The sequence below is a fragment of the Nocardioides albus genome (genome assembly GCF_014648255.1).
GTDB classification, from domain to species: Bacteria; Actinomycetota; Actinomycetes; order Propionibacteriales; family Nocardioidaceae; genus Nocardioides; species Nocardioides albus.
This window is the reverse complement of the sequence record NZ_BMQT01000001.1, coordinates 591,473-611,701: the sequence shown is the minus strand read 5'-3', so window position 1 is coordinate 611,701 and position 20,229 is coordinate 591,473. Positions and strand designations below refer to the sequence as shown.

Genomic DNA, 20,229 nt, shown 5'->3' with positions numbered 1-20,229 from the left:
GTCCCCGGTTCTCACTGGGAGATGAAGACGCGTTGCCGGCGCTGTGCGTCGGCGTCCGCATCGTCGGGAGCGGCCGGCCCGTCGAGGTCGATCCGCACCGTGTGTACGGTGCCGGTGAAGGCGTTGTCGACCGCGGCGTACTCGTTGGACACGGGCGTGCCCAGGTCGACCCCGATGTCCAGCGTCTCGTCGAAGGAGAAGTAGTAGGGGATCGTCCGATCCACCCGCCCCTGGGCGACCTTGTCGCCGTCGACCACCAGGATCACATCGCCGCCGAGGCCGTGCCCGTCCCCGTCGTAGTGGAACTCCATCCGGATCTGGTGACGTCCAGGGGACAGCGCCTTCTCGGCGCCGACCGTGAAGTGGGTGAGGTCGAAGTAGCTGTAGTCGTAGCGGACCTTGCCCTCGACGCAGTAGAGCGACCAGCCGCCGAACCGACCGCCCTGGGCCACGACCACTCCGGCGGCACCCGTTGTGGGCACCTCGACGTCAGCGGTGATGCTGTGGGAGCGGTTCTTGACGTTGGGCGTGGTCTCCTCGGTGAACCGCCGCATGCCACCGCGGTAGGTCACCGACCGGCGGTCTCCGAGCAGATCGACGCGCCCGGCCAGCGTGGGGTTCTCCCGCTCCGTCACCCTCGGGTCGAGGGGGAACACCTGACGCTTCGCGGCCTCGATGAGGAACAGCTCCTGCAGCTCGCGCAGCCGCTCCGGCTGCGCTGCGGCCAGGTCATGGGCCTGAGAGAAGTCGGTGTCGACGTGGTAGAGCTCCCAGACGTCGTCGCTGAACCGCCGCCCTCCCTGCGGGACCATCTCCCATGGGGTCCCGTGGCGGGTCACCGCCATCCAGCCCTCGTGGTAGATCCCGCGGTTGCCGCACATCTCGAAGTACTGCGTACGCCGCCGCCCGGTCGCGTCGGCAGCGTCGAAGGTGTAGCGCATGCTGGTCCCCTCGACCGGCTGCTGCGCGACGCCTGCGACGGAGGTCGGCTGAGGGACGCCGGCGCAGTCGAGGACCGTCGGCAGGATGTCGATGACGTGGTGGAACTGGTCCCGTACGCCACCGCGGTCCGCGATCCCCTCCGGCCAGTGCACGATCAGGCCGTCCCGGGTCCCGCCGAAGTGGGAGGCGACCTGCTTGGTCCACTGGAACGGGGTGTTGAGCGCCAGCGCCCAACCGACCGGCGCGATCGGGTACGTCTCCGGGCCGCCGATCCGGTCCAGGTCCGCGATCATCTCCTCGGGGTCGTCCACGAGGCCGTGACCGAGCCGATGCTCGACCGTGGTGCCCTCGATCCCGCCCTCCCCCGACGCGCCGTTGTCGCCGAGCAGGTAGACGAACAGGGTGTTGTCCATCGCCCCGAGCTCCTCGAGCGCGGCGACGAACCGCCCGACCTGCTTGTCGGCGTGCTCGGTGAACCCGGCGAAGGTCTCCATGAACCGCGCTGACAGCGTCCGCTGCGTATCGGAGAGCTCGTCCCAGTGGGGTACGCCGTCGGCCCAGCGAGCCAGCTCGGCGTCGGCCGGTGCCACGCCGAGCCGCTTCTGCTCGGCCAGCGTGCGCTCGCGCTGCTCGTCCCAGCCGTGGGCGAACCGACCCTGATACCTCTCCCGCCACTCCGGCGCCACGTGCAGCGGCGCGTGCGAGGCGCCGAGGGCGATGTAGGTGAAGAACGGCCGGTCCGGGGTCAGGGTGCGCTGGGTGCGTACCCATTCGATCGCCCGGTCGGCGAGGTCCTCGGAGAGGTGATATCCGTCCTCGGGCCGCCGGTCCGGCTCGACGGGCGTCGTGCCTTCGTACAGCAGCGGGTACCAGTGGTTCATCTCCGCTCCCATGAACCCGTAGAACGTGTCGAAGCCCTCGCCTGTCGGCCAACGGTCGAACGGGCCCACCGGGCTGATCTCGCGCGGCGGGGTCTGGTGCCACTTCCCGAAGGCCGCGGTGCTGTACCCGTTGCCCTGCAGGATCTGAGCGATCGTGGCGGCAGACTGGGGCCGGAACCCGTTGTAGCCGGGGGCCGACGTGGCCATCTCGGTGGTGCCGCCCATGCCGACGGAGTGGTGGTTCCGGCCGGTCATCAGGGCCTGTCGGGTCGGCGAGCACAGCGCGGTCACGTGGAAGCGGGAGTAGCGCAGGCCGCCCTCGGCCAAGTTCTCTGCTGTCGGCATCGCGCACGGACCGCCGAACGCGCTGGAGGTTCCGTAGCCCAGATCGTCCATGACGACGATCACGACGTTCGGGGCCTGCGGCGGGGGAACGGTCGGGCGCACCGGCTCGAAGGCGGCGGTCTGGTCCTCGATACCGAGTGCTGTCGCGACGACCTGTGCTGGGTCGGGCTCGGGCAGCACATGCCGGTCGGCGTGGAAGCTGGTCACGATGAGATCTCCTCGGGGGCAGGCGGGCGGGATCGGTCAGGCCGACGGGCCAGCAGGTTGCGGCGAACCAGGGTCGGACGGCTCACCGAGTTTCGTCCCGCGACGCTCGTGCGAGCAACGGCGACCGAACTAGGTCAGCGATAGCCGGTTGCTATGACTCAGGGCGCGGAGGTGGCGCAGGCGTTGACGCAGAAGTCGACGAATCCCAGGGCCAGGTCGCTGGCCCGACGCTTGCGCCAGATCACGTGTACCGACCGACGTAGGGGTGGATCGAGCGGTTGAACTCGGGCTCCCTTGGCTGCGGCATCCTCGGCCATCGCCTTCGGCAGCACGGCGGCGCCCGCTCCCGCCAGGACCAGGGGTGCCACTGCGGCCAGGTGAGCCGTCTCGACGGCGACGTCCGTCGACAGCCCCGCGGCTTCGAGCGGTTCGGCGACGATGCCTCGGAGAACGGTGCCGTCGGGCGTACACACCAGGCCCCGTTCCGAGAGATCGCCGATCGTGATGGATCCCTTGTCCTCGTGGCCGAGTGCCGACTCCGCGTCCGGAGGGCATACGGCCATCATCTCGAGGTCGGCCAGCCATCGGCTCGCCAGGGTTCCGCCAGGAGGGGTGCCGTCGACGAGGCCGAGCTCCGCGCCGCCCATCCGGACGGTCTCCAGCACGTCACCGTGCCACCGCGGGTCAGCCACGGTGACCTGGACACGGGGATGCAGGTCGCGGAACTCGCCGACCAACCGGGCCAGTGGCTCGACGGCCCACAGCGTGTTCGTGATGATGGCCAAGCGACCAAAACCGGCCTGCGACACGGCACGCACCGCGCCGCGGGCCACCTCGAACGATCGCAGCGAGCGTCGCGCGGGCTCGAGCAGGGCCTCGCCGGCCGGAGTGAGCCGCGCGCCCCGGCCGTGTCGGTCGAAGAGTCGGGTGTCGAGATCTCGCTCGAGCCACCCGATGGCGTTGGACAGCGACGGCTGGGCGATGGACAGCGCTTGGGCCGCGCGGGTGAAGCTCCCCAGCTCCGCTACCGTCACGAAGTACTCGAGGTGGCGCCGGTCCATGCATGGAGCATAGTTCGTCGGCGCGGCGGTGAGCCGCGTGCGAAGGCGGGTGCCATTCAGTGGGATCCTGGCGATTCCGCTTCGCTCATTCGAACGACACACGGCAATGCAAGGGCAGGTTCGCAGATGATCAGTACGCCGGGGGATGTCGGTCGTGGACTCCAGCATCTGGGCCACCCACGGGTCTGGGGAGCGGTGATCGGTGGGGTCGGCGGCAGCGTCTTCGTCCACGCCAACCGTGGCGAGCTGCCCGCCGCTGTGTCGATGGGAGCACTGCTCGTCTGGGCCGGTGCGCTCGCAGTCTTCGTGTGGGCGGTGCTGATCACGCCCCGCCTGTTCGTGCCGCCCGGGCCTTTGCCGCGCAGCGCGGGCTGGGTGTACCTCGGCAGCGTCGCCGGCATGCTGCTGGGGATCCAGCTGGGGCGGCTGGCTCTGGAAGCGGTGGAGCGCGTCGACGTCCTGCCCTGTGTGATCGTGTTGGCCGTCGGACTGCACTTCCTGCCGTTCGCGCGTGCCTTCGACACCCCCATGTTCACCCGGCTCGGAGTCCTGATGGCCGTGCTCGGCGTGGCCGGGCTCGTCCTCGGTCTGCTGTGGACAGGGACGGCGGCTGCTGCCGCGGCCGTGGTCACCGGAGTGGTGATGCTTCTCGTCATCTCGCAGGACGCTTGGAGCGGTCGACCCGGCCTTGTTCGTGCCTGAGCGTTCCTCCGGCGATGATGGGGGCATGCGACATGTCGACTTAGTGGTCATCGGTTCCGGCTCGGGCAACGCCATCGTCGACGAGCGGTTCGACGACAGGGAGGTGGTGTACGTCGAGAAGGGTGTCGGGTCCCGAGGCTCGTACGGGGGCACCTGCCTCAACGTCGGCTGCATCCCGACCAAGATGCTGGTGCACACCGCCGACGTCGCCGGATCCCCGGAGGAGGGGAGTCGGCTAGGCGTCGACCTCTCCCTGAACGATGCGGACTGGCCGCGGATCCGCGACCGGGTCTTCGGACGGATCGACCCGATCGCCGATGGCGGTCAGAAGTACCGGCAGACCGGCCGGTCCAACACCAGCCTGCTGATCGGCACTGCGCGGTTCACCGGCCCGAAGCAGCTGAGCGTCATCGACGCCCAGACCGGCGATGCCACCGCGCTCAGTGCCGACCAGATCGTGGTCGCAGCGGGCAGCCGGCCGGCTGTTCCCGATGTCCCGGGGCTGGCCGAGAGCAGGTTCCACACCAGCGATTCGGTGATGCGGCTGGAGCAGGTGCCGACGAGCATGACGATCCTGGGGAGCGGCTTCATCGCCGTGGAGATGGCCCACATCTTCTCCTCCCTCGGGGTGAAGGTCACCGTCGTGGCCCGTTCCGGACAGCTGCTGCGTCAGCTGGACCGCGATGTCGCGCGCCAGTTCACCGAGATCGCCGGTGCGCGTTGGGATGTGCGTCTGAACCGCGCGGTTCGACGGGTCGAGGGAGATGGTGACGGGGCACGGGTGTTCCTCGACGGTCCCGACGGCGAGGAGCGCCTCGAGGCCGACGTGCTGCTGGTCGCTACCGGCCGGGTGCCCAACAGCGACCTGATCGGGGCCGAAGACGGCGGGATCGAGCTCACCGCCGACGGTCGGGTCGTGGTCGACGAGACCCAGGCCACGACGGTTCCCGGCGTGTGGGCCTTGGGCGACATCAGCTCCCCGTACCAGCTCAAGCACGTGGCCAACCGCGAGGCTCGCACCGTCGCGCACAACCTGCTCCATCCCGAGGACCTGATCCGCACCGACCACCGCTACGTGCCGTACGCCGTGTTCACCGATCCGCGGATCGCGTCGGTCGGGCTGACCGAGCAGGAGGCCGAGGCCAACGGCATCGCGTATGTGACCTCGACCCAGGAGTACGCAGGCATCGCCTACGGCTGGGCGATGGAGGACACCACGGGGTTCGCCAAGCTGCTGGCCGACCCGAGCACGGGCGCGCTCTTGGGCGCGCACATCATCGGGCCCGAAGCGCCGACGCTCATCCAGCCGCTGATCCAGGCGATGCAGTTCGGACTCGATGCCCGGACGATGGCGCGCGACCAGTACTGGATCCACCCGGCGATGCCCGAGCTCATCGAGAACGCGTTGCTGGCCCTGCCGCTGGTGTGACCGACCCGCCTGCCTTCCGGCGCGGACCATAGGCTGTGGCCATGTCTGCACGTCGGTGGGTGCTCCGTCTGGAGCGAGCATGGGATGCGGCGAGGCTCCGCCGGGCAGGATCACGGGTGCCGACAGACTTCCGGATCGTGTGCTACGGCGGGCACGGGAGCGCTGCGGGGGTCGTCGTGCGTGGCCGGGTCGTCGACGATCCGCCGTCGTCGGTGGCGGTGGAGGGCGAGGGGGCGGTCGCCGCCGTACGCCGCATGGTCCGCCACTTCGTGACCGACGAGCTGCCGGGCGTACCGCTGCGGATCACCGTCGGCGACGCCGCGGTGGAGACGGTCACCGACGACGAGGGCTACTTCGTTGCGCGGCTACAACCGAGCGCTGACACGCTGGAGGTCCCGTTGACCCATGGTGTCGTCGAGCTGGCCGGCGAGTACCGCGGCCTGGACGGGGTCCACCGAGCCCCAGTGGACGTCCTCGTTCCCGCCGCCGAGGCGCGATTCGGGGTGATCTCCGACATCGACGACACGATCCTCGAGACCGGGGTGCAGCGCGTCGGGCGGATGGTGCGCCAGACGCTCACCGGGTCGGCGCTCACGCGCACCGCGTTCCCGGGTGCGCCCGAGCTCTACCGTGACCTCGCCGCCGACACCAACCCGGTGTTCTACATCTCCTCCAGCCCATGGAACCTGCACTCGTTCCTCAGCGCCTTCGTACGCCACCGCGACTTCCCCCGCGGGCCGCTGCTATTGCGCGACCTGCTCGGTAGCGCTGTCGGCCGGGAGCCCAAGACCGAGCGTATCGACGAGGTGCTCGCGCTCCATCCCGAGCTTCGGTTCGTCCTCCTGGGCGACTCCGGTGAGCATGATCCGGAGACCTACGCCGCCACGATCCGCCGCCATCCCGGCCGGATCCTCGCGGTCTACATCCGCGAGGTGCGGCTCGATCCACACGACGGCCGGGTCGAGCATGTGTGGAGCGAGATGGGCGACGACGTACCGCTCGTGCTCGTCGCCGACAGCGAGGCGGTCCGCCGCCACGCCACCGGTCTCGGCCTCCTCTGACGTGGCGGCAGTACGTCACCGCACTCCGTATCCGTCGATCACCCGCTGCTCGACTGAGCCACCGTCAGCTGTGGTCAGGTCGACCAGCAGCGACACGTCCTTGCCGCTCGCGCCGCTGTGGTCGATCTCCGCGTACCAGGCTCCGTCCTCGTGCACGACCGTCGCGTCGCTCCAGGTAGGAGTGGCCACCTCACCCTCGTACGAGTACTTCACCGTCGCCTTGGTGATCTGACCCGGTGTGTAGTCGCCGTGGCCGGTCGCGGAGAGCCGGATGCGGATCGTGCCGGCCTCTACCCGGTTGGTGGTGTCGACCGGTACGTCGTAGCCGGGGAAGACGAGGGGGAGCGTCTGGGTGTGCACGTCTGGCTTCTCCTCGGACCGGAAGCGGAACGTGGTGATCGCTCCCCAGGGATAGCTGACGGTGCGGTTGCCATACGAACGCAACACCACCTGCTGCAGCTCATAGTCCGCCGGCTCGGAGGTCACCGACCAGGAGCCGTACGGCCAGGCGTGGTCCCACTGCTTCACGCCGTCCTTGTACAGCCGCAGGCTGCCGGCGTCCTTGAAGCCCGGTGCGTACATGAAATGCCCGTCGGCGTCGCTGAACAGGGCGCTCTTGAAGCCCATCAGGTTGCCCTGGCGTTCGCCGGCCAGCTGCTTGTTGCCCGCTCGGTCCAGGGCGGCCGTGGGTCGCATGATGCCCTTGAACCAGGTTTCCTTCAGCCGCTCGCCGCCGTCGAAGGCCCATGCCGGGCCGCGCATCAGCTCGTTCGTGCTGGTGCCGGACTCGGACCAGAGGCCGGCGTCCTTACCGGCAGTGAAAAACTGGGTGCGGGCGAAGGGGACCTTGACGGGCTGCAGGACGCTGCCGCCGACGGCGGACGTCGGGTTCCAGGGGCGATAGTTGTCGATCGTATCCTTGAACTCGGTCGCCGTTCCCACCGAGTACCACTGGGACTCGACGGCGGCGAGGTCGGCATCGGCCGCCTTGAGATGGCGGCCAGGGACGATCACGTCCTTGTCGAAGACCCCCAGGTTGTAGATGTACGGGCTGGCGCTACCGGTGCCCGGCTGGACCGCTCGGAACCAGCTCGCCGCCTCGAATCCGCCCGTGTTTACCGCGCCCTGGCCCCAGGTGTTGATGTGCCGGGCGGTGTCGTACTGGGCTGCCCCGGTGTGCACCCACGAGTTCTGCCCGTCGTTCCACCAGCGTCCGAAGGACAGGGTGGCGGTGGCCGTCTCGGTGGGCTGGTCGGTGGCGTAGGTGACCTCGCGGGCCTTGCGGGCGTCGAGGACGATCTCCATGTCCCTGGTGATCTTCAGCTCGGGGTAGGCGAGCTCGTTGACCGTGTCGAGGACGCCGTCGGCGTTACGGGTCGGCAGGACGCCGTTGATGTAGTACGAGCCCGCCCGCAGGCGCAGCTTCTGCTCGCCGGTCGCCGGGTAGTAACGCCCGCCAGAGACGTCGTCTAGGCCGATGACGTCGAGTACGCCGGTGGGAGTCTGCGGTTTGCCGTCGCGACCGATCAGCTTGACCGTGACAGCGACGGTCTCCGGCTCGAGGTGGAAGCCGAACGGGACGGTCACGGTGGTGCCGTCAGAGGCGTCCGCCAGGATCCGGCCGCCGAAGTCGCCGAACTGAGCGTCCTGGACACCCACCGTCGGGTTCACGGTCAGTGGCACCTTGACGGTGCCCCGCGCCGGCACGGTGACCGTGGACATGCCCAGCTTGACCAGAGCAGTGGTAGTGCGAGTGCCGTCATTGCCGAGCACGGGACCGAGCTTCAGCGAGAGCGTGATGGGGAGATCGGTGGTGTTGGAGTACGTCACCGGGACCGTCTTCGCGGCGGTCTGCGGCCACGCGAGGGTGCCCACGGAGACCGCGCCCGGACCGAGGACGGTCTGCTTCATCGCGTTCGGTACGTCGAGGCTGCCCGCGCCGCTCTCGCGCACGCTGCTGGGGATGTCGCTCTGGGCAGCGGAGATCAGCGCCTGCTTCAGACGCGCCGGGTCCCACTCAGGATGCTGCTGCTTCAGCAGGGCGGCGGCACCCGCGACGTGCGGAGTGGCCATCGATGTCCCGGACATCCGCTGGTAGGCGTTGGTGCCACCGTGCCCGCCGTTCTTCGCGGCGAGGACGTTCACCCCCGGGGCAGCGATTTCCGGCTTCGTGGTGTGCACGCCCAGGACCGAACCACGGGAGGAGAAGTCGGCGGCCTTGTCGGCGGCGTCGATCGCGCCGACCGTCAAGACGCTGGGGGCGCAGCCCGGGGAGGTGATCGACTGCGCTCGGCCGAGGTTGCCGGCCGCGACGACGAACAGGGCCTTGTTCTGCGTGGCGAGGGTCTCGGCCGCTTGGGAGATCGGGTCGCTGCAGTCGCTCGGGGTGGAGGTGCCGATCGACATGGAGACGACGTCGGCACCGGAGTCGACGGCCCATTGCATGCCGGAGATGATCCACGACGCGGCGCCCGTGCCGTTGTCGCCGAGCACCTTGCCGACGAGCAACTCCGCGTCGGGGGCGACTCCGCGCTCCTTGCCGTTCTCGCTCGCGGCGCCGGAGCCGGCGACTGTCGACGCGGTGTGGGTGCCGTGCCCACGGCGGTCGTCGGTGCCGTACTTGGAGCCGGTGAAGTCCTTGGAGGCGGCGATCTGCCCGGCGAAGTCTGGGTGCCCGGCGTCGACGCCCGTGTCCAGCACCGCAACGTCGACCCCCGCGCCGGTGAGGCCTGCCGCCCAGGCGGACTCCGTACCGATCTGGGCGTTCGACTCGGCCATCATCGCCTTCACCCTGGCGTCCAGCCACACCTTGGTGACCTGATCGGCGCTACGGGAGTCGCGGGCCGCGAGGTCCTTCCAGGTGGCTGCCACCTCGTCCTTGGGAACCTCGACGGCCGCGCCCTGCACGGTCGGCAGTGGGCGGACCAGGTCCGCGTCACCGGGCAGGGTGCGGGCGGTGTCGTCCTCGGGAACGGCGGCGACGCTCTCGTACTGGGTGATCAGGGGCAGGGTGTCGGTGTGTGCATCGTCGTAGCCCTGCTCGACGAGCCCAGTGACGTTGAAGAGCTCCTTGTCGAGCCAGCCGTCCTGGATCCCGGCAAACGCGGCGACCGGGATCACGTACTTGCCGCCGCTGTGCTCCTCGGTGACGTGGTCGGTCGGCCTGCTGCCCTCTTTCGTCGGCAGCAGATGGGTGCTGGTGCGTCCCTCGGCGTCGGTGCCCACCTCCACCCGGTCACCCGTGATGAGGGTGACCGACGTCGTGGTACCGGTGCGGGCAGCGGAGCTGCCCGTGATCGGCGTATTCGCGTCGGTCGTGTCGGCGGGTTGGCCGATCGCCGGTAGTGAGGCAACGGTGGCGAGGACGGTGACGGTGGCCGTCGTCGCCACGCGGAGAATCGGGCGCATGTGGCGTAGCTCCCTGTCCGTGAGGTGATGGGGACCTCACGATGGCAGAGGTGGCGGTCCACGGTCGCGGGATCAGCGTGGCGAGGATGTGACGTGGCGCAAGGGCGCCAGGGATCGGTCTGCGCAGGGTGCGGCCAAGTCGGGAGTGAGGCCACCGATGCGGCCGGGTATGCAGATGCACACTTCAGGCCGTGGTTCTGGTTGGTGATGCCGATTGTCGGGGGTTCCTGACCACCGGTGAGATGGGGTGACCGCCACCACACACCCTCACCGCCCCTGGAGTCGCCATGTCAGAGCACGGCCACAGCCGGCACGCCGCAGAGCGTGACCGCCTCGCACCCGCGCGGATGAGGAAGATCGCCACCGCGAGCGTCATCGGAACCACGGTCGAGTGGTACGACCTCTTCATCTTCGCCACGGCGTCAGCCCTCGTGTTCAACAAGGTGTTCTTCCCCGAGGTCTCGCCGGCCGTCGGGACGATCCTGTCGTTCCTCACCTTCGCCTCGGCGTACCTCGCCCGGATCGTCGGCGCCGTCCTCTTCGGCCACTTCGGCGACCGGCTCGGCCGCAAGTCGATGCTGCTGGTCTCCCTGCTCACGATGGGCGCGGCGACGTTCGCCATCGGGCTCATCCCCGACTACGCCGCGATCGGTCTCGCCGCTCCGTTCATCCTGCTGACGCTTCGCGTGATCCAGGGCCTGGCGCTCGGTGGCGAGTGGGGTGGCGCCGTGCTGATGACGGTCGAGCACGCACCCGCCCAGCAGCGCGGCTGGTACGGATCGCTCGTCCAGGTGGGAGTCCCGGCGGGCACCCTGATCGCGAACCTGGCCTTCCTCCTCATCACCGCGTTCGCATCCGAGGACGCGCTGGTCTCGTGGGGCTGGCGGGTGCCGTTCCTGGCCTCGAGCATCCTCGTGGCCGTCGGCATCTACATCCGCCTCAACATCGAGGAGACGCCGAGCTTCCAGCAGGTCAAGGAGCAGGGCGCCAAGGCCAAGCTGCCCTTCGCGGTGCTGATGCGCGACTACTGGAAGCAGGTCGTCCTCGGCGCCGTCGCCACCCTCTCCACCGGCTCGACCTTCACCCTCCTCGTCGCCTCCGGGGTCAGCTACGGCACCTCTGAGCTGGGGCACTCCAACGACGTCATGCTCTGGGCCGTCCTGGTCGCCTGCCTGGTCGCACTCGTCGCGATCCCGGCGTTCGGGCGGCTCTCGGACCGCTACGGCCGGCTCCGCATCATCTCGCTGGGCATCATCGGCGAGGCCCTCTTCGCGATCCCGTTCTTCCTGCTGCTCGACACCGGCTCGACGGTCGCCGTCTTCATCGCCTACTCCGTCATGATGCTCGCGTTCTGCGCGAACTACGGTCCGATCGCGACGTTCCTGGCGGAGCTGTTCGGCTCGAAGGTCCGCTACTCCGGCCTGTCGGTCTGCTACATGTTCTCGGGGCTCCTCGGCTCGGCGATCACCCCCGCCGTCACCGTCGCTCTTCTCGAAGCCACCGGCCGGAGCTCGTCGATCGCCTGGTACGCCTGCGGTGCCGCCGTGGCCTCGCTGATCGCGGTCGCACTGCTGTCCCGCCACCACATCGCCGACCTCGACCGTACCGGTGACGACGCGGACGCTCCGGTCGCGGAGCCGGCGCGATGAGCCTGCGGCACATCCGGACGGTCGCCGGAGTCGGCGAGCCGGTCGGCGCCTTCTCCCAGGCAGTGGTCGCCAACGGGTTCGTGTTCACCTCCGGACAGATCCCGGTCACGAGCGAGGGCCCTGTCGAGGGCGACTTCGAGACCCGCCTGCTCGCCACGCTCGACAACCTGCGGGCGCTGCTCGAGGCCAGCGGCAGCGGGTTCGACCGGATCGTGAAGATCAACGGCTACCTCACCGATCCAGAGCACCTCGAGACGTACAACCGGGTCTTCCACCGGGTCTTCGGCACCGCCGCGCTGCCGGCGCGGACCACCGTCGGCGTCACACTGTGGGGTGTCGAGCTCGAGATCGACTGTGTCGCGCTCGTCGGCAAGGGCAGCGAATGACGGACATCTCGACGACCCTGGAAGCACTGGCAGGTGTGGAAGTGCCGACGCTCGGGCACTTCCTGGAGGACGGCTTCTGCGACACCGGTATCGCGCGCGTCCAGCACGAGGCGCGCCGGATGGTCGGTCTCGCCCACACGCTGCACCTCGCCACCCCCGATGCGCTGGCGGTCAACCGCGCGCTCCTGGAGCTCCCCGTGGGTGCGGTCCTCGTCATCGAGGTCGCCGGCGGCGGGCATGCGCCCGTGGGTGCCGTGACCGCGGCGGTCGCCGTCGCACGGCAGGCTGCAGGCATCGTGGTCGAGGGTCCGGTGACCGACGCGGGGCAGCTGCGCAGCAGCGCGGTCGCCGACGCGCTGCCCGTCTACTCCCGCGGCCTGACGTCGCGGACCACCAAGCGCCTCGGCACGAGCAGCGACGGCCTGCGCCACCCGGTCCAGGTGGGCGGGGTGACCGTCCGGTCCGGCGACATCGTCCTCGGCGACGAGAACGGTGTGCTCGTCATCGACCCGGCCACCCTCGACCCCGATCTCATCGAACGCGCGCGCCGCTCGGACGCCGATGAACCGGCGCTCCTGGACCAGATCGCACAGGGCGCCGACCTCGCCCGACTTCTTCCCACGTCGCCCGAGGCGACAGACAGAAAGGCCTGACATGTACGCCGCCAACGAGACCTCGACCGGCACCCTGTCCGCCGGGCACGCCATCGTCGCGCAGCTCGAGCGGGAGGGCGTCGAGCGCACCTACGCGGTGCCGGGGGAGTCCTTCCTCGACGTACTCGACGGACTGCACGACTCGACGATCACCACCGTGGTGACCCGGCACGAGGGCGGGACCGGTTTCATGGCCCTGGCCGAGGGCCGTCTCACCGGCCGACCCGGCATCGCGATGGTGACCCGAGGGCCCGGCGCCGCGAACGCCTTCATCGCCGTCCACACGGCCTGGCAGGACGCCACTCCGTTGGTTCTCTTCGTCGGGTTGGTCCCGGTTGCCGACCGCGGCAGGTTCTCGTTCCAGGAGTTCGACCTGACCGGCTGGTTCGGGTCGACGGCGAAGAAGGTCGTGACCCTCGACGACCCCACCCAGGCGGCGGCCGTCGTGGCCGACGCGATGCACACCGCGCGCACGGGCCGCCCCGGCCCCGTCGTGATCGGATTGCCCGAAGACGTCATCCGGCAGCCGACGCCGACCCGCACCGTCGTGCCGCTCGCGGACCCTGAGCTGGCCGTCACCGACGCTGCTCGCGAGCGGCTGCAGACCATGCTGGCTGCCGCCCGCCGCCCCGTCGTGGTCGTCGGCGGCGAGGGCTGGTCCAAGGACTCGGGTCCCACGTTGAGCCGGTGGGCGGCGCAGCACGGCATCCCGGTGCTCGGCGACTTCCGTGCCTATGACGCGGTGCCGCACGTCCTCGAGGACGGCCCCGGTGCGTACGTCGGCTTCACGGGCTACGGCCGTGGCGACCACGTCGCCGAGATCCTCGACACCGCCGACCTGGCGATCTATGTCGGCGCTCCCCGGACCGACGTCGGCAGCGACGGCTACACGCTGGGGCTCGACACCCCGACCGTGGTCGCGGTGCCCGGCGAGCCGCTCGGTCACGCCGGCCGGTTGGACGCGCTCGTCACCGCCGCGCCGCAGGCCTTCGTCGATGCGCTCGTGGGTCTCTCTCCGGAGGCGGTGGACGCCGACTGGCTCCCGACCGCCCAGCGCCGATACCAGGAGTTCTCCACGCCGCAGCCGACGCCGAGCGCCGAGTTCGTCGACATGGACGCGGTGATGACGGTGCTTCGCGACGAGCTCGACGACGATGCCGTCATCACCTACGGGGCGGGCAACCACTCCGTGTGGCCGAGCCGCTACCTGCGTCACACGACGCCGGCCTCGCTGGTCGCACCGCGCAACGGCGCGATGGGCGTCGGCATCCCGGCCGCCGTCGCGGCGGCCATGGTCCACCCTGGGCGCCAGGTCGTGTCGATCGCCGGCGACGGCTGCTTCATGATGAACGGGCAGGAGATCGCGACCGCAGTCGGCTACGACGCGCCCTTCATCGCGATCGTCGTGGACAACGGCGTCTTCGCGACCATCCGGGAGCACCAGGAGCGCCACTATCCGGGACGGCCCTCCGGCACTCATCTGACCAACCCCGACTTCGCCGCATGGGCGGAGTCCTACGGTGCGTACGGCGAACGGGTGGAGACGGCGGACGGCTTCGCCGCCGCCTTCCGGCGCGCCGTCGCCAGCGGCCGCCCCGCCGTGCTGCACCTGATCCAGGACCCCGATGTCCGTGCCCCGGAGACGGCGGTGCGCGACGCGCAGACAGGAGACGACGCGTGATGACCGACTACCGAGTGGTCGACCCGGCCACCAACACCGTGCTCGAGACGTACCCGTCGGCGACCGACGCGGAGGTCGCTGCCGCGGTCGAGGCATCGGCCACGGCCTTCAGCGCCTGGCGAGCCCGTCCGGTCGCCGACCGCGCCGCCGCGCTCACCAAGGTCGCCGCGGCGATCCGAGGCGAGATCGACGAGCTGGGCGCGATCGCCACCCGGGAGATGGGCAAGACCGCGGCGGAGGCCCGCGGCGAGCTGCAGATCGTCGCCGACATCTTCGACTTCTACGCCGACCAGGGGCCGGGGTTCATCGCGGATCGGGCCCTGCCCGTGGCGACGGGTGAGGCGACCGTACGTTTCGAGCCGCTCGGCGTTCTCCTCGGGATCATGCCGTGGAACTACCCCTACTACCAGATCGCCCGGTTCGCCGCCCCGAACCTGCTGCTGGGCAACACCGTGCTGCTCAAGCCGGCCCCGGCGTGCCCGGAGTCGGCGTACGCCTTCCAGCGGCTCCTGCGTGGCGCGGGCATCCCCGAGGGCGTCTACGAGACGGTCCTGGCGACCAACGAGCAGGTCGCGTCCGTGATCGAGCACCCTGCTGTGCAGGGAGTCTCGTTGACGGGCTCCGAGCGTGCCGGCCGCGCCGTCGGCGAGATCGCCGGTCGTTCGCTGAAGAAGGTCGTGCTCGAGCTCGGTGGCTCGGACCCCTTCATCGTGCTCGACGACGCCGACGTGGTGGAAGCGGCCAAGGCTGCGGTCGTCGGCCGGATGGGCAACGCCGGCCAGGCGTGCACCGCCGCCAAGCGACTCATCGTGGCCGAGGCCGTCTACGACGAGTTCCTGGCTGAGTTCACCAACCGCGTCGCAGCTCTGCAGGTCGGCGACCCGACCGTTGCGGGCACCGACATCGGCCCGCTCTCCTCGGAGGCGGCGGCCGTGTCGATCGTCGAGCTCGTCGAGGACGCTGTCGCTGAGGGCGCCCGAGTCGTCGTCGGCGGTCCGGCACGGCCGGCAACCGGTGCGTTCGTCCAGCCCACGGTGCTCGTCGACGTGCCGGAGTCCGCACGCGCCTATCGCGAAGAGGTGTTCGGGCCGGTCGCCGTCGTCCACAAGGTGGCCGACGACGAGGAGGCGGTCCGGCTCGCGAACGACACGCCGTACGGGCTGGGCAGCGCTGTCTTCGGCACCGATCCGGAGCGGCTGCGCGAGATCGCTGACCGGCTCGAGGTGGGCATGGTCGCCATCAACCACTCTTCACGGACCCAGGCGGACCTGCCGTTCGGTGGGGTCAAGGCGTCCGGGATCGGCCGAGAGCTCGGCGAGTTCGGCCTGCACGAGTTCGTCAACGTCAAGCTGCTGCGTACGGTCTGAGCGCGTACGCATCGAGGGGCGCGGGTGGCGCTACCCGCGCCCTTCCTCACGTACGTCCGGGGTGCTCATCAGGACGTGGGCGAGCGCGGCCTGCTCGGGCACGGTGATGTCGAGCCCGGTCAGGGTCTGGTAGCGATGCAGCCGCTTCAGGATCGTGTTGCGATGGCAGAACAGGGTCTCGGCGGTCGCGGAGATCGACCCGGTGCTCAGATACTCCCGTGCGGTGCGCAGCAGTGTCGTACGGGCGTGGGTCGGCAGCTCGAGAACGGGGTCGAGACGATCCGCGCCGAGCGCGGCGATGGCGGGGCCGAGGTCCTCGCTCATCAGCTCGGGCCAGTGCTCCTCCATGAGCGCGGCATGCTCGGGCCGGGCCAGCTGCGCGAGCTTGCGTGCCACCGGCCACAGCCCGGGCAGCTGACCCAGGTCGCCGGCTCGCGGCGAGATGCCGGCCGGGAGGCGCAGCATTCGCTGCCAGCCGCCCCTGCCCAGCTGCGGCGGATGCACGATGGCCAGCTCGTAGCCGTCGCTGGAGTGGACCGGGAGCCCGGCTTGGAGCGCCTCGATGCCGTTGCGGAACGCGCGGCTGTGATCGGGCCGGGCCACGACCAGGACCAGCTCCTCGGTCGAGGCGACGCCGAGCGTACGGGCGGTGGCTTCACGTTGTCGCTGGTCGTCGATCCCGGTGACGAGGAGCTGACGCACGAGGTATCCACGCTCCAGCTCGGTCTCCCGCCGCAGGCTCATCAGCTCTTCGGTGTAGGCGGCCTGGACATGGTTGCTGTGGGACTCGACGGTGTCCCACAACGTGACCACGTCGCCGGTGAACTCGTGGGCCTGCTCGGGAGCGACCGCCGAGGTCAGCGACTCCCACAGGAAGCGGAAGTCCATCCGCACCGCGCGCAGCAGGGAGTCCAACGGCAGGCCCAAGCGGGCTCGGTGGCGACCGATCGCGGCCGAGCGCTCGGCGAGCGCGGCGGCGACGTCCTCCCCGGCCAGCTGCCGCAGCATCAGCTCCAGGACAGCCCGGGCGGACCGGTGGAGCTCGTCGTCGCTGATGGTCCCGGGCAGGTATCCGGGGAGTGTCCGGACCTCAGCGCGGTAGCGGAGGGCCATCGCATCGACGTCGCCGAGACACGCGCGTGCGGCAGCCTCGAGACGTCCATGGGGATGCATATGCACATCGTAGGCGTCACATTGCGATGCGGGTGTCACTGGCTCCTCGAGACCGGCTGGACCAGACTCGTCGACGTACGACACCGACGAACCGATACGCCGACGGGCGCGGGACCGAGCAGCACGGAGCAGAGATGACCACCATGACACCGCCTGGCGGCGAGGTCGCCGTGACCGACAAGGAAGCGGCCCGGATCGCCCGCGCCGCGTTCGTGGGCACCGCTCTCGAGTGGTACGACTACTTTCTCTTCGGCACCGCCGCGGCGCTCGTGTTCAACCGGCTCTTCTTCACCGACCTGAACCCGACCGCTGCCACCATGGCGGCATTTGCAACCTTCGGGGTGGGATTCGCGGCTCGCCCGATCGGCGCGGTGATCTTCGGCTACGTCGGTGACCGTTTCGGTCGCCGTCCCGCTCTGCTGACGACGATCGTCATGATCGGCGTCGCGACCGGGGTCATCGGCCTCATCCCCGACTACGGCAGCATCGGTCTGGCCGCTCCCATCGCTCTCGCGGTGCTCCGCCTCGTCCAAGGCCTCGCCGTCGGCGGCGAGTGGGGCGGCGCGGTCACGATCGCGGTGGAGCACGCGCCGCCGGAGCACCGTGGTCGCTTCGCCGCCCTGGTCCAGATCGGCTCGCCGGTCGGCACCCTGCTCTCCTCGACCGCTTTCTCGCTCGTCCTGCTCCTGCCCGAGGAGTCGTTCGACGCGTGGGGTTGGCGCATCCCGTTCCTGCTCGCCTTCCCGCTGCTCGGCATCGCCCTCTACATCCGGATCAAGATCGAGGAGTCGCCGGTCTTCGAGCAGATGGTCGACCTCGAGGAGCGCGCGAAGATCCCCGCCCTCGACCTCTTCCGTCACGCCGGCGGGCGGCTGGTCGTGGCCGTGGCGGCCGCCTTCCTCGGCGTCGGCGGCTTCTACGTGATGACCACCTTCGCCGTCAGCTACGGCGCCAACACCCTCGGGGTGGATCGCTCCGTGATGGTCAACGCGACCCTGATCGCGGCGATCGTCCAGATCCCGATGACCGTGTTCGCAGGCCGCATCGGCGAACGCTTCGGCGCGGGCCGGATGACCGTGGCCGGTGGCGTCGCCACCGCCGTCGGTGCCTACCCGTTGTTCCTGCTCATCGACACCGAGAACCCGGTGGCCATCGTCGTGGCCATCACCGTCGGCATCCTCCTGATCACCATCGCGTACGCCGTCACCGGGGCACTGCTCACCGAGCTGTTCCCTCCGCACCTGCGCTACAGCGGGGTCGCGCTCGGCTACAACCTCGCCGGCGCGCTCAGCGGGTTCCTTCCCCTCGCCGCGACGGCACTGCTCTCGGCGAGCGACGACCAGTCGTGGTCCGTCGCTCTCCTGCTCGCCGGCATCGCCCTCATCACCGCCGTCGGTGGGCTGGTCGGCAGCCGTCTCCGCATCACCGACGACCGTCTTGTCACATCGGCTCACTCCTGAAAGGCCCTTCACATGTCCGAGACCGCAACCCCCGCCACCGTCCTGACCGACGCGCAGCGCCAACGGATCCTGGACGCCGTCGACGCGGCGTTCGACGACCAGATCGCCTTCACCCAGGAGCTGGTCCGCCACCCGTCCGTACGCACCAACGAGCAGTCCGCTCAGGACCTGATCTTCGGCGCGCTGGAGCAGCGCGGCCTGGAGATGGACCGTTGGCAGCTCGACCCCGAGGATCTGGCCGAGCACCCCGGCGCCGGCTACGTCGAGGTCTCCTATGACGGTGTCGACAACGTCGTGGGCACCTACCGACCGGCGAGCGAGGACGGTCGGTCGCTGATCCTCAACGGGCACATCGACGTCGTGCCCGAGGGACCCGAGGACCAGTGGTCCCGCTCTCCCTGGGACGCAGCCATCATCGACGGCTGGCTGCACGGTCGCGGTGCCGGTGACATGAAGTCGGGTCTTGTCGCCAACCTCTTCGCTCTCGACGCCGTGCGCGCTGCCGGGCTGACCCCGACGGGCCGCATCCACCTGCAGTCCGTCGTCGAAGAGGAGTGCACCGGCAACGGATCGCTCTCGGCCCTGATGCGTGGCTACACCGCCGACGCCGTCCTCATCCCGGAGCCGGAGGAGGACATGCTGGTCCGGGCCAACGTCGGCGTCATCTGGTTCCGCGTCCGCGTCTCCGGCCAGCCGACCCACCCGCGCGAGATGTCTCACGGGTTCAACGCGATCGACGCGGCGTACCACGTCGTCGGCCGGCTGCGTGAGCTCGAGGAGCGCTGGAACGCCGAGAAGACGAAGCACCGCTACTTCGAGGACCTCGACCACCCGATCAACCTCAACGTCGGCAAGATCAACGGCGGCGACTGGGGCTCGAGCGTCCCGGCGTGGTGCGAGGTCGACCTGCGGATCGCGCTCTACCCGGGCGTGACCGCCGAGGACGCGTGGCAGGAGATCACTGCCGAGCTCGCGAAGATCACCGAGGACGACGGCGGGCACGCGATCGAGGCGGTCGCGACCCGTACCGGCTTCTTCGCCCAGGGCTACGTCCTGGAGGAGGGTTCCTCGGCCGAGGAGGCCCTGCGGGAGTCGCACCGTGCCGCCTTCGGCGGCGCCGAGCTGGGCAGCTTCACCACCCCCGGCTACCTCGACGGCCGGGTCTTCGTGCAGTACGCCGACATCCCGACCCTCGTCTACGGCCCGGTCTCCGAAGCGATCCACGGCAACGACGAGCGCGTCGACATCGAGTCGATCCGCCGCATCACGAAGTCGATCGCACTGTTCATCGCCGAGTGGTGCGGGGTCGACGACGAGGTGTGACCGCCTGCTCCTAGCGGTCCGTGAAGTGGCGGGCGAGGCGCCGGTGCCGGTGGACGAAGAGACATCGGACCACCGGCTCCAGGGGCCTCGCCAACGCTGCGAACCGAGGCTCGAAGCCGACGACGTCGGTCACCTCCGTGTGGCCGGCGTCGACGGCGTACAGCTCGCGTCGGTGCGTCCAACGACGCATCGACGCCATCGTCGAGACCTCCTGGAAGTGTGAGCCGGGCACGAGCTCGGTGACCATCAGGTCGTCGTAGTCGAGGGGCAGAAACCCCAGGTAGAAGAGCCAGGACCTGCCCAGCGGCACCCCGAGCGGCACGGTGTCCATCGCGGTGTCGCGAATGCCGGCCGGAACCCGCATCCGCATCAGAGGCATCAGCTCGTCGTTGATCCCCTCGAAGTCGGTCACCCGTCGCCAGACCGCATCGAGCGGGGCCGCCACGGTCGATGTCTGCCGGACGATGCGCAAGGTCATGAGGCAAGTCAACCGGGCTGGAG

General features: G+C 69.8%; 15 protein-coding genes. 10 read left to right on the top strand and 5 right to left on the bottom strand.

The genetic code is table 11. The features are described from left to right. Nucleotides 1–11: 11 nt before the first annotated feature. Complete coding sequence (locus IEY84_RS02755; RefSeq protein WP_183542001.1) at nucleotides 12–2,375, bottom strand: arylsulfatase; 2,364 nt, start codon at nucleotides 2,373–2,375, stop codon at nucleotides 12–14. 158 nt (nucleotides 2,376–2,533) lie between these two features. After that, on the bottom strand, nucleotides 2,534–3,436 hold the full coding sequence (locus tag IEY84_RS02750) for a LysR family transcriptional regulator (RefSeq protein ID WP_183541999.1): 903 nt from the start codon (nucleotides 3,434–3,436) through the stop codon (nucleotides 2,534–2,536). A gap of 126 nt (nucleotides 3,437–3,562) precedes the next feature. Between IEY84_RS02750 and IEY84_RS02745 the strand changes: the two genes are divergently transcribed. Genes IEY84_RS02745 through IEY84_RS02735 form a run of 3 tightly spaced genes read left to right on the top strand, consistent with a single transcriptional unit; the run spans nucleotide 3,563 to nucleotide 6,628 of the window. Further along, nucleotides 3,563–4,138, top strand: coding sequence for a hypothetical protein (locus IEY84_RS02745; protein WP_183541997.1), 576 nt, complete (start codon nucleotides 3,563–3,565; stop codon nucleotides 4,136–4,138). A 25-nt stretch (nucleotides 4,139–4,163) separates the two neighbouring features. After that, nucleotides 4,164–5,567 carry a mycothione reductase gene (locus IEY84_RS02740; protein WP_183541995.1) on the top strand — a complete coding sequence of 468 codons (1,404 nt, stop codon included), beginning with the start codon at nucleotides 4,164–4,166 and terminating at the stop codon, nucleotides 5,565–5,567. Between the two features lie 41 nt (nucleotides 5,568–5,608). After that, a complete protein-coding gene (locus IEY84_RS02735) occupies nucleotides 5,609–6,628 on the top strand; it encodes a phosphatase domain-containing protein (RefSeq protein ID WP_183541993.1) in 1,020 nt (339 codons plus the stop codon). Between the two features lie 15 nt (nucleotides 6,629–6,643). Here IEY84_RS02735 and IEY84_RS02730 read toward each other — a convergent pair whose 3' ends face one another. Next, entirely contained in the window at nucleotides 6,644–10,036 is a 3,393-nt protein-coding gene (locus tag IEY84_RS02730; RefSeq protein WP_183541991.1) for a S8 family peptidase, read from the bottom strand. A 287-nt stretch (nucleotides 10,037–10,323) separates the two neighbouring features. Between IEY84_RS02730 and IEY84_RS02725 the strand changes: the two genes are divergently transcribed. Genes IEY84_RS02725 through IEY84_RS02705 form a run of 5 tightly spaced genes read left to right on the top strand, consistent with a single transcriptional unit; the run spans nucleotide 10,324 to nucleotide 15,772 of the window. Beyond that, nucleotides 10,324–11,685: an MFS transporter gene (locus IEY84_RS02725; RefSeq protein WP_221208441.1), complete on the top strand. Its 1,362-nt coding sequence runs from the start codon at nucleotides 10,324–10,326 to the stop codon at nucleotides 11,683–11,685. After that, nucleotides 11,682–12,071, top strand: a complete 390-nt coding sequence (locus IEY84_RS02720; protein ID WP_183541987.1) for a RidA family protein — start codon at nucleotides 11,682–11,684, stop codon at nucleotides 12,069–12,071. Before IEY84_RS02725 ends, IEY84_RS02720 begins: the two co-directional genes overlap by 4 nt. Then, a complete protein-coding gene (locus tag IEY84_RS02715) occupies nucleotides 12,068–12,724 on the top strand; it encodes an RraA family protein (RefSeq protein WP_183541985.1) in 657 nt (218 codons plus the stop codon). Before IEY84_RS02720 ends, IEY84_RS02715 begins: the two co-directional genes overlap by 4 nt. Before the next feature lies 1 nt (nucleotide 12,725). Continuing rightward, the gene (locus IEY84_RS02710) at nucleotides 12,726–14,405 is read left to right on the top strand and encodes a thiamine pyrophosphate-dependent enzyme (RefSeq protein WP_183541983.1); all 1,680 of its coding nucleotides are present in this window, start codon (nucleotides 12,726–12,728) and stop codon (nucleotides 14,403–14,405) included. Then, nucleotides 14,405–15,772 carry an NAD-dependent succinate-semialdehyde dehydrogenase gene (locus IEY84_RS02705; protein ID WP_183541982.1) on the top strand — a complete coding sequence of 456 codons (1,368 nt, stop codon included), beginning with the start codon at nucleotides 14,405–14,407 and terminating at the stop codon, nucleotides 15,770–15,772. The genes IEY84_RS02710 and IEY84_RS02705 overlap by 1 nt, the downstream gene beginning before the upstream one ends. A 30-nt stretch (nucleotides 15,773–15,802) precedes the next feature. On the opposite strand, the gene IEY84_RS02700 is transcribed toward IEY84_RS02705, so the two are convergent. Further along, the gene (locus IEY84_RS02700) at nucleotides 15,803–16,945 is read right to left on the bottom strand and encodes a PucR family transcriptional regulator (protein ID WP_183541981.1); all 1,143 of its coding nucleotides are present in this window, start codon (nucleotides 16,943–16,945) and stop codon (nucleotides 15,803–15,805) included. Between the two features lie 134 nt (nucleotides 16,946–17,079). Between IEY84_RS02700 and IEY84_RS02695 the strand changes: the two genes are divergently transcribed. Together IEY84_RS02695 and IEY84_RS02690 are read left to right on the top strand one after the other, a co-directional pair. Continuing rightward, nucleotides 17,080–18,405 (top strand): MFS transporter, encoded by a 1,326-nt coding sequence (locus tag IEY84_RS02695; protein WP_183541980.1) that lies wholly within the window; start codon nucleotides 17,080–17,082, stop codon nucleotides 18,403–18,405. Between the two features lie 12 nt (nucleotides 18,406–18,417). Next, on the top strand, nucleotides 18,418–19,728 hold the full coding sequence (locus IEY84_RS02690; protein WP_183541979.1) for an ArgE/DapE family deacylase: 1,311 nt from the start codon (nucleotides 18,418–18,420) through the stop codon (nucleotides 19,726–19,728). A gap of 10 nt (nucleotides 19,729–19,738) precedes the next feature. Here IEY84_RS02690 and IEY84_RS02685 read toward each other — a convergent pair whose 3' ends face one another. Continuing rightward, nucleotides 19,739–20,206: an Rv1443c family protein gene (locus IEY84_RS02685; RefSeq protein WP_183541978.1), complete on the bottom strand. Its 468-nt coding sequence runs from the start codon at nucleotides 20,204–20,206 to the stop codon at nucleotides 19,739–19,741. Nucleotides 20,207–20,229: the final 23 nt, after the last annotated feature.

Coding starts and splice junctions, on each gene's coding strand:
- IEY84_RS02725 (WP_221208441.1), top strand. CDS start 10,324: ATGTCAGAGCACGGCCACAGCCGGCACGCCGCAGAGCGTGACCGCCTC.
- IEY84_RS02750 (WP_183541999.1), bottom strand. CDS start 3,436: ATGGACCGGCGCCACCTCGAGTACTTCGTGACGGTAGCGGAGCTGGGG.
- IEY84_RS02695 (WP_183541980.1), top strand. CDS start 17,080: ATGACCACCATGACACCGCCTGGCGGCGAGGTCGCCGTGACCGACAAG.
- IEY84_RS02710 (WP_183541983.1), top strand. CDS start 12,726: ATGTACGCCGCCAACGAGACCTCGACCGGCACCCTGTCCGCCGGGCAC.
- IEY84_RS02685 (WP_183541978.1), bottom strand. CDS start 20,206: ATGACCTTGCGCATCGTCCGGCAGACATCGACCGTGGCGGCCCCGCTC.
- IEY84_RS02720 (WP_183541987.1), top strand. CDS start 11,682: ATGAGCCTGCGGCACATCCGGACGGTCGCCGGAGTCGGCGAGCCGGTC.
- IEY84_RS02745 (WP_183541997.1), top strand. CDS start 3,563: ATGATCAGTACGCCGGGGGATGTCGGTCGTGGACTCCAGCATCTGGGC.
- IEY84_RS02715 (WP_183541985.1), top strand. CDS start 12,068: ATGACGGACATCTCGACGACCCTGGAAGCACTGGCAGGTGTGGAAGTG.
- IEY84_RS02690 (WP_183541979.1), top strand. CDS start 18,418: ATGTCCGAGACCGCAACCCCCGCCACCGTCCTGACCGACGCGCAGCGC.
- IEY84_RS02705 (WP_183541982.1), top strand. CDS start 14,405: ATGACCGACTACCGAGTGGTCGACCCGGCCACCAACACCGTGCTCGAG.
- IEY84_RS02740 (WP_183541995.1), top strand. CDS start 4,164: ATGCGACATGTCGACTTAGTGGTCATCGGTTCCGGCTCGGGCAACGCC.
- IEY84_RS02735 (WP_183541993.1), top strand. CDS start 5,609: ATGTCTGCACGTCGGTGGGTGCTCCGTCTGGAGCGAGCATGGGATGCG.
- IEY84_RS02700 (WP_183541981.1), bottom strand. CDS start 16,945: ATGCATCCCCATGGACGTCTCGAGGCTGCCGCACGCGCGTGTCTCGGC.
- IEY84_RS02730 (WP_183541991.1), bottom strand. CDS start 10,036: ATGCGCCCGATTCTCCGCGTGGCGACGACGGCCACCGTCACCGTCCTC.